Source organism: Piscinibacter sp. (assembly GCF_050175855.1).
Lineage (GTDB): Bacteria > Pseudomonadota > Gammaproteobacteria > Burkholderiales > Burkholderiaceae_C > Piscinibacter.
The window spans coordinates 1-7,635 of sequence record NZ_JBFXIO010000253.1 but is presented as its reverse complement, the minus strand read 5'-3'; the positions used below and the strand labels follow the sequence as shown (position 1 = coordinate 7,635).

General features: G+C 66.3%; 7 protein-coding genes. All 7 read left to right on the top strand.

Annotated features, from left to right (window positions below; genetic code table 11):
• The first annotated feature begins 73 nt into the window (after nucleotides 1-73).
• Nucleotides 74-1,720, top strand: a complete 1,647-nt coding sequence (locus AB7U92_RS17715) for a 3-(methylthio)propionyl-CoA ligase (RefSeq protein WP_428579827.1) — start codon at nucleotides 74-76, stop codon at nucleotides 1,718-1,720.
• Nucleotides 1,721-1,854: 134 nt separating this feature from the next.
• Entirely contained in the window at nucleotides 1,855-3,093 is a 1,239-nt protein-coding gene (locus AB7U92_RS17710) for a branched-chain amino acid ABC transporter substrate-binding protein (RefSeq protein ID WP_428579824.1), read from the top strand.
• A gap of 77 nt (nucleotides 3,094-3,170) precedes the next feature.
• On the top strand, nucleotides 3,171-4,199 hold the full coding sequence (locus tag AB7U92_RS17705) for a branched-chain amino acid ABC transporter permease (protein ID WP_428579821.1): 1,029 nt from the start codon (nucleotides 3,171-3,173) through the stop codon (nucleotides 4,197-4,199).
• Nucleotides 4,200-4,203: 4 nt separating this feature from the next.
• Nucleotides 4,204-5,496: a branched-chain amino acid ABC transporter permease gene (locus AB7U92_RS17700; RefSeq protein WP_428579818.1), complete on the top strand. Its 1,293-nt coding sequence runs from the start codon at nucleotides 4,204-4,206 to the stop codon at nucleotides 5,494-5,496.
• Nucleotides 5,439-6,269, top strand: a complete 831-nt coding sequence (locus AB7U92_RS17695; protein ID WP_428579815.1) for an ABC transporter ATP-binding protein — start codon at nucleotides 5,439-5,441, stop codon at nucleotides 6,267-6,269. The genes AB7U92_RS17700 and AB7U92_RS17695 overlap by 58 nt, the downstream gene beginning before the upstream one ends.
• A gap of 2 nt (nucleotides 6,270-6,271) precedes the next feature.
• On the top strand, nucleotides 6,272-6,967 hold the full coding sequence (locus AB7U92_RS17690) for an ABC transporter ATP-binding protein (RefSeq protein ID WP_428579830.1): 696 nt from the start codon (nucleotides 6,272-6,274) through the stop codon (nucleotides 6,965-6,967).
• Between the two features lie 112 nt (nucleotides 6,968-7,079).
• Nucleotides 7,080-7,635 (top strand): enoyl-CoA hydratase/isomerase family protein (locus tag AB7U92_RS17685; protein WP_428579812.1); only part of this gene is annotated, 556 nt, incomplete at its 3' end.

Sequence of the window (7,635 nt, the reverse complement as noted above, 5' to 3'; positions counted from 1 at the left end):
CCTATGATCGCTGCGTCGCAGCATTCCTCGCTGCCCCACCACCGATCACCTTTTTCCGACACGGAGCTAGACCATGGCACGCCTGATGGGCCAGATGATGCAGATGCCGCTGATGATCTCCTCGCTGCTGGTGCACGCGGCGCGCCACAACGGCGACACCGAGATCGTTTCCAAGCGCGTCGAGGGCGACATCCATCGCTATACGTACAAGGACGCCGAACTGCGTGCCCGCAAGCTGGCCCAGGCCTTCGCGCGCCTGGGCTGCTCGGCCGGCGACCGTGTCGCCACGCTGGCCTGGAACGGCTACCGCCACTTCGAGATCTACTACGGCGCCTCGGGTTCGGAACTGGTGTGCCACACCATCAACCCGCGTCTGTTCCCCGAGCAGATCGCCTGGATCGCCAACGATGCGGCCGACAAGGTGCTGTGCTTCGACCTGACCTTCCTGCCGCTGGTGGAGAAGCTCGCGTCGGCCCTGTCCAGCGTCAAGCACTTCGTGGCGATGACCGGCCGCAGCCACATGCCGGCGCAGAGCACGATTCCCAACCTGCTGTGCTACGAGGAACTGGTGGAAGCCGAGGACGGCCTCTACCACTGGCCCGAGTTCGACGAGAACACTGCCTCGAGCATCTGCTACACCTCAGGCACGACCGGAAACCCCAAGGGGGCGGTCTACAGCCACCGGTCGACGCTGCTGCACACCTACGGCCTGGCGCTGCCCGACGGCATGGGCGTGGGCGCAAAGGACGTGATCCTGCCGGTGGTGCCGATGTTTCACGTCAACGCCTGGGGCACGCCGTACGCGGCGCCGATGATCGGCGCCAAGCTGGTCTTCCCGGGGCCGCACCTGGACGGCAAGTCGCTCTACGAGCTGCTGGAGGCCGAGAAGGTCACCTTCAGCGCCGGCGTTCCCACCGTCTGGCTGGGTCTGATCAATTTCGCCCAGGGACAGAAGCTGAAGTTCAGCACCTTGAAGCGCACGGTGATCGGCGGCTCGGCCTGCCCGCCGGCGATGATGCGCACGCTGGAGGACGAGTTCGGCATCGAGGTCATCCATGCCTGGGGCATGACCGAGATGTCGCCGCTGGGCACCCTGTCCAAGCTCAAGGCCAAGCACGCCGAACTGCCGGTGGAGGCGCAGCGGCGCATCCTCGAGAAGCAGGGCAAGGTGATCTTCGGCGTCGACATGGAGATCATCGACGACGACGGCGCCGCGTTGCCCTGGGACGGCAAGGCCTCGGGAAACCTGGTGGTGCGCGGGCCGTGGATCATCCAGAGCTACTTCCAGCGCCCCGAGTCGCCGCTGGTGAAGGTGGGCGGCCGCGAGTGGTTCCCGACCGGCGACGTGGCGGCGATCGACGGCGACGCCTACATGCAGATCACCGATCGCAGCAAGGACGTCATCAAGTCCGGCGGAGAGTGGATCAGCTCGATCGACCTGGAGAACATCGCCATGGGCCACCCGGCGGTGCTGGAGGCCGCGGCGATCGCCTGCCGCCACCCGAAGTGGGACGAACGGCCGCTGCTCGTGGTGGTGAAGAAGGCCGGCGCGGATCTCACGCGCGAACAGATGCTGGCCTTCTTCGAGGGCAAGATCGCCAAGTGGCAGATTCCGGACGACGTGGCCTTCGTGCCGGAGATCCCGCACACCGCCACCGGCAAGATCCAGAAGCTCAAGCTGCGCGAGATGTTCAAGGACCATCAGTTGCCGAGCGCATGACGCACTCGTGACGCAGCCTTGTCCCCGCAGTGACAAGGGCGTTCGGGGTAGTCCCTAAAACCCGACACGGGAGTGATCCGCTACCGTCCGAACGCTTTGTCCCTCAGCGACAGACCTCACTTCCGGAGAGCTCGATGAACTTCACGAAACACGTCCTCGGCACCGTATGCGGTGTGATGGTGATGACCGGCGCCGCCTGGGCGCAGAAGGGCGAGACCGTCAAGATCGCCTGGATCGACCCGCTGTCGGGTCCCTTCGCCAACATCGGCCAGAACAGCCTGAAGACCTTCCAGTTCATGGCCGAGAAGGTCAACGCGAACAACCCGGCCGGGGTGAAGTTCGAGATCGTCTCGTTCGACAACAAGGCCTCGCCGCAGGAGAGCCTGACGGTGCTCAAGGCCGCGATCGACCAGGGCATCCGGTTCGTCACGCAGGGCAACGGCTCGGGTGCGGCCGGCGCGATCATCGACGCCATCAACAAGCACAACGAGCGCAACCCCGGCAAGGAGGTCGTGTTCTTCAACAACGCGGCTGTCGACCCCGACCTGACCAACAGCAAGTGCAGCTTCTGGCACTTCCGCTTCGATGCCGACACGTCCATGAAGATGGAGGCGCTGACCTCCTACATGAAGGACGAGAAGAACATCAAGAAGGTCTACATCATCGGCCAGAACTATGCCCACGGCCACCAGGTCGCCAAGTTCTTCAAGGATGCGATCGCGCGCAAGCGCCCCGATGTGCAGATCGTCGGCGAGGACCTGCACCCGATCGGCCAGGTGAAGGACTTCGCGCCCTACATCGCCAAGATCAAGGCCTCGGGCGCCGACAGCGTGGTCACCGGCAACTGGGGTACCGACCTCTCCCTGCTGATCAAGGCTGCCAAGGACGCCGGCCTCGACGCCAACTTCTACACCTACTACGGCGGCGCCAACGGCACGCCGTCGGCCATCGGTCCGACGATGGACGGCAAGGTGAAGTTCGTCTACGTCGGCCACAGCAACATCCCCGAGGTGTTCAAGCGGGCCACCGAGTACCACGCCAAGTTCAAGGACGACCTGTCGCTGCTGACCACGATGCACGTGCTGCCGGCACTGGCCGGCGGCATCGCCAAGGCCAAGAGCACCGATCCGGTCAAGGTGGCGTTCGCGATGGAGGGCCTGACGGTCAAGAGCTTCTCGGGCGACGTGACCATCCGCGCGGCCGACCACCAGCTGCAGCAGCCGCTGTACATCGCCACCTGGAAGAAGCTGTCCGACCCGAAGAAGCAGTGGAATGCCGAGGGCACCGGCTACACCTGGGTGCAGGACCGGGTGTTCGAGCCCTATGTGTCGAGCACGCCGACCTCGTGCCAGATGAAGCGTCCGGGCGCCTGATCGCCTGAACCCCGACAGGCCCGCCGGAGCCGTCTCCCGCGGGCCTTGTCTTTCCTGTCGAGCATTCCGGGGCGGCCTTGGACCAGTTCCTCATCAACCTGCTGAACGGCATCAGCTCCGGGCTGCTGCTGTTCATGCTCAGCTCGGGCCTGACGCTGATCTTCAGCATGATGGGCGTGCTGAATTTCGCGCACGCGAGCTTCTACATGCTCGGCGCCTATTTCGCCTACACGCTCACCGGCGTGGTCGGCTTCTGGGCGGCGCTGGTGCTCGCGCCGCTGCTGGTGGGCGCCAGCGGGGCGCTGTTCGAGCGCGCCATCCTGCGCAAGGTGCACAAGTACGGCCACGTGGCCGAGCTGCTGGTCACCTTCGGCCTCTCGTACGTTCTGTACGAGCTGGTGCAGCTGATCTGGGGTCGCACCTCGGTGCCGTTCACGCCGCCCGAGGTGCTGCAGGGCACGGCCTTCACCATCGTGCAGTCGTCGGTCGACTCGATGCGCTTCGTGCTCGGCGTGGCGCCGCCGGAGATGTGCAAAGGCGCGGCCGACGTGATCGTGCAGTGCACCCGCTTCCCGCTGAACCGCACCTTCCTTGCCGCGGTGGCTATCCTGATGCTGATCGGCCTGTGGCTGCTGCTCACCCGCACGCGCATTGGCCTGGTGATCCAGGCGGCGCTCACGCACCCCGAGATGGCCGAGGCGCTGGGTCACAACGTGCCGCGCGTGTTCATGCTGGTGTTCGGCGCCGGCTGCGCGATGGCCGGGCTCGCTGGCGTCACCGGCGGCATCACCTTCGTGACCGAACCCAACATGTCGAACATCGGGCCGATCATCTTCGCGGTGATCGTGATCGGCGGCATGGGCTCGCTGCCCGGGGCCTTCGTCGGCTCGCTGCTGATCGGCATCCTGCAGACGCTGCCGCTGACGGTGGACAAGTCGCTGGTGAACCTCGGCGCCAGCTTCGGCTGGACGATCTCGCCTGACAGCCCGCTGTACCCGATCGCCAAGATCACCCTGGCGCAGACCGCGCCCATCCTGCCTTACCTGCTGCTGGTGCTGATCCTGATCTTCCGCCCGCGCGGCCTGCTCGGTTCGCGAGAAGACTGACGCCATGGCCTCGAACGTCTACCAATTCAAGCCCTGGAACATCGGCCGCTGGCTGATCTGGAGCTTCTTCGCGCTGCTGCTGGTCGTCGCGCCGCTGGCCTGGACCAGCAGCCTGGGCCTGACGATGCTGTCGCAGATCGGCATCGCCATCATCGCCTGCCTGTCCTACAACATCCTTCTGGGGCAGGGCGGCATGCTCAGCTTCGGCCACGCGGTGTACACCGGGCTGGGCTCGTTCCTCGCGATCCACACGCTCAACGCCGCCTCGGCCGGAAAGCTGGCCATTCCCGTCAGCCTGATTCCGGTGGTCGGCGGGCTGGCCGGCCTTGCCGTGGCCGCGCTGCTCGGCTACGTGACCACGCGCAAGTCGGGCACCACCTTCGCGATGATCACGCTGGGCGTGGGCGAGCTGGTGTGGTCGATGTCACTGATGCTGCCGGAGTTCTTCGGCGGCGAAGGCGGCATCTCGGGCAACCGCGTGGTCGGCAAGCCGGTGCTGGGCATCAGCTTCGGGCCGCAGATCCAGCTGTACTACCTGATCGCGCTCTACGCGTTCGTGTGCACGGCAGCGATGTTCGCGCTGACCCGCACGCCGCTGGGCCGCATGCTCAACGCGGTGCGCGACAACCCCGAGCGCGTCGAGTTCGTCGGCTACGACACCCGCCAGGTGCGCTGGCGCGCCTTCATGATCGCCGGCTTCTTCGCCGGCATCGCGGGCGGGCTGGCGGCGCTGAACTTCGAGATCGTCACGGCGGAGGTGGTCGGCGCGGCGCGCTCGGGCGCCTACCTGCTGTTCGTCTTCCTCGGCGGTGCCACCTTCTTCTTCGGGCCGATCATCGGTGCGGTGCTGATGGTCATCGGCATCGTGCTGCTGTCGGAGTGGACCAAGGCCTGGCTGTTCTACCTCGGCCTGATCTTCCTCTTCATGGTGATGTATGCACCGGGCGGCGTGGCCAGCCTGATCATGATGAACCTGCGCGTGGCCGCCTTCGGCAAGCTGCGCCGCCTCTGGACCGCCTACCTCGCGCTCGGCGGCGCCGGGGCCACGCTGCTGCTCGGCGTGGCGGCAGTGATCGAGATGGTCTATCACATCCAGCTCAACGCAGCGCTCGGCCCCGAGATGAAGTTCCTCGGCGCGACGCTGAACACCGGCAGCACCGACACGTGGTTCGGCGTGGTTTTCGTGATGGTCACCGGCGCCGGCCTGTTCGAGCTGGCGCGGCGCGTGTTCGTGCGCGAATGGGGCGAGACGCAGGCCGAGATCGAACGCGAGATCAAGCGCAGGGAGGCGCTGTGAGCTACGCGGTCGAACTCAAGGACGTGCGCAAGAGCTTCGGCAAGACGGAGATCATCCGCGGCGCCAGCCTGTCGGTGAAGCAGGGCGAGCGCGTGGCCATCATCGGGCCGAATGGCGCGGGCAAGTCGACGCTGTTCAACCTGATCTCCGGCCGCTTCCACGCCACCACCGGCGACATCCTCGTCAACGGCCAGTCCATCCTCGGCCGCAAGCCGTACGAGATCAGCCGCATGGGGCTTGCGCGCAGCTTCCAGGTCAGCAACCTGTTCACCCGCCTGTCGGTGTTCGAGAACATCCGCTGCGCGGTGCTGTGGTCGAGAGGCTATCGCTACTCGTTCTGGCGCTTCCTCGCCGACGCCAAGGATGCCAACGATCGCACCGAAGAAGTGCTGAAGATGATCAAGCTCGACAAGCGGCGCGACGTGCTGGCGATGAACCTGACCTACGCCGAGCAGCGCGCGCTGGAGATCGGCATCACCATCGCCGGCGGCGCCGACGTGATCCTGCTCGACGAGCCGACCGCCGGCATGAGCCGCAGCGAGACCACGCGCTTCGTGCAACTGATCCGCGAGGTCACCGAGGGCAAGACGCTGCTGACGGTGGAGCACGACATGGGCGTGGTGTTCGGCCTGGCCGACCGCATTGCCGTGCTGGTCTACGGCGAGGTGATCGCCTTCGACACGCCGGAAGCGGTGCGCGCCAACCCGCGCGTGCAGGAGGCCTACCTCGGTTCGGTGCTGGCCGAGGCGCAGGCGGCGGGGGCGAAGGTATGAGCCTGCTCGAGGTCGAGAACCTGCACGCCTACTACGGCAAGAGCCACGTGCTGCACGGCGTGCAGATGAACGTGCAGCCGGGCGAGATCGTCGCGCTGCTCGGCCGCAACGGCTCGGGCCGCTCGACCACCGCCAAGGCGATCATGGGGCTGGTCGACGCCACCGGCTCGGTGAAGTTCCGCGAGCACGAGGTGCTGGGCTGCAAGCCCTTCGAGATCGCCCACGTCGGCATCGGCTACGTGCCGGAGAACCGCGACATCTTCCCCAAGCTGACGGTGCACCAGAACCTGATGCTCGGCGAGAAGCGCGGCAGGAAGCAGCCGCGCTGGAGCTTCGACGACATGTACCGGCTGTTCCCGCGCCTGAAGGAGCGGCAGCACACGCAGGCCGGCGTGATGTCCGGCGGCGAGCAGCAGATGCTCACGCTGTGCCGCACGCTGATGGGTGACCCCGACCTGATCATCATCGACGAGCCCACCGAGGGCCTGGCGCCGATGATCGTCGAGCTGGTGGCCGAGTACCTGAAGGAGCTCAAGGAGCGCGGCATCTCGGTGCTGCTGATCGAGCAGAAGCTCACCATCGCGCTGGAAATCTCGCAGCGCTGCTACGTGATGGGCCACGGCAGCATCGTCTTCGAGGGCTCTCCGGCCGAGCTGCGCGCCAACGCCTATATTCGCAAGGAGTGGCTGGAGGTCTGACGAACCGCCGCCTGTCACGGCAGCGACAGAGTCGTCGAACCCCGGCACCCTAGAATCGAACGATCGTTCTATTCTGCCCCGCTTTCCGTCCCTTCCTCCGAGAGGACCCCGCATGACCGCCACCACCCAGATCCGCGGCGACGTCGCCGTCATCACGCTCGACAACCCGCCGGTCAACGGCCTGGGCTACGACACCCGCGTCGGCATCGTCAATGGCCTGGAGCAGGCGCTGAACGACGCGGGCGTCAAGGCCATCGTCATCACCGGCGCGGGCAAGGCCTTCTCGGGCGGCGCCGACATCCGCGAGTTCGGTACCCCGAAGGCCATCGCCGAGCCCAACCTGCTGTCGGTGATCCTGGCGCTGGAGGCGTCGAGCAAGCCGATCGTCGCCGCGATCCACAGCGTGGCGATGGGCGGCGGGCTGGAGCTGGCACTGGGCTGCCACTACCGCGTGACCGCCCCCGGCGCGCAGATCGCACTGCCCGAGGTGAAGATCGGCCTGATCCCGGGTGCCGGCGGCACGCAGCGCCTGCCGCGCGTGCTCGGCCTGGAGAATGCGTTGAACATGATCGTCAGCGGTGAGCCGGTTCCCAGCGAGATGCTCGCCAAGGCGCCGGGCCAGAAGCTGTTCGACAAAGTCAGCGAGGGCGACATGCTGGGGGGCGCCA

Bases quoted from the DNA above. Each gene is read 5' to 3' on its own strand.
- AB7U92_RS17710 (WP_428579824.1), top strand. From the start codon at position 1,855: ATGAACTTCACGAAACACGTCCTCGGCACCGTATGCGGTGTGATGGTG.
- AB7U92_RS17700 (WP_428579818.1), top strand. From the start codon at position 4,204: ATGGCCTCGAACGTCTACCAATTCAAGCCCTGGAACATCGGCCGCTGG.
- AB7U92_RS17695 (WP_428579815.1), top strand. From the start codon at position 5,439: ATGGGGCGAGACGCAGGCCGAGATCGAACGCGAGATCAAGCGCAGGGA.
- AB7U92_RS17715 (WP_428579827.1), top strand. From the start codon at position 74: ATGGCACGCCTGATGGGCCAGATGATGCAGATGCCGCTGATGATCTCC.